1 protein-coding gene is annotated in these 640 nt (G+C 53.4%); it reads right to left on the bottom strand.

The annotated features are described in order from the left end of the window. Positions 1–640 (bottom strand): EF-Tu/IF-2/RF-3 family GTPase (locus tag ACJHXB_RS24760; protein ID WP_096001884.1); only part of this gene is annotated, 640 nt, incomplete at both ends.

The following is a 640-nucleotide window of genomic DNA, read 5'->3' on the forward strand; positions in this document are numbered from 1 at the left end:
ACAACGCCCGCGCCAACGGTACGGCCGCCTTCACGGATTGCGAAACGCAGACCGTCGTCCATCGCGATCGGGTGGATCAGGGTAACAACCATTTTGATGTTGTCGCCCGGCATTACCATCTCTACGCCTTCCGGCAGTTCGATGGTACCAGTCACGTCAGTAGTACGGAAGTAGAACTGCGGACGGTAGCCTTTGAAGAACGGAGTATGACGGCCGCCTTCATCTTTGGACAGAATGTACACTTCAGATTCGAACTTGGTGTGCGGCTTGATGGTGCCCGGCTTAGCCAGTACCTGACCACGTTCGATTTCTTCACGTTTGATACCACGCAGCAGAACACCTACGTTCTCACCAGCACGGCCTTCGTCCAGCAGTTTGCGGAACATTTCAACGCCAGTACAGGTAGACTTCTGAGTCTCTTTGATACCAACGATTTCAACTTCTTCACCAACTTTGATGATACCGCGTTCTACACGACCGGTAACAACGGTACCACGACCGGAGATGGAGAATACGTCTTCGATCGGCAGCAGGAACGGCTTGTCAATCGCACGCTCTGGTTCCGGAATGTAAGAATCCAGGAAGCCAGCCAGTTCCAGGATTTTCGCTTCCCACTCTGCGTCGCCTTCCAGCGCTTTCA

The sequence above is a fragment of the Escherichia sp. WS3227_2 genome (assembly GCF_046486495.1).
Classification (GTDB): domain Bacteria; phylum Pseudomonadota; class Gammaproteobacteria; order Enterobacterales; family Enterobacteriaceae; genus Escherichia; species Escherichia coli.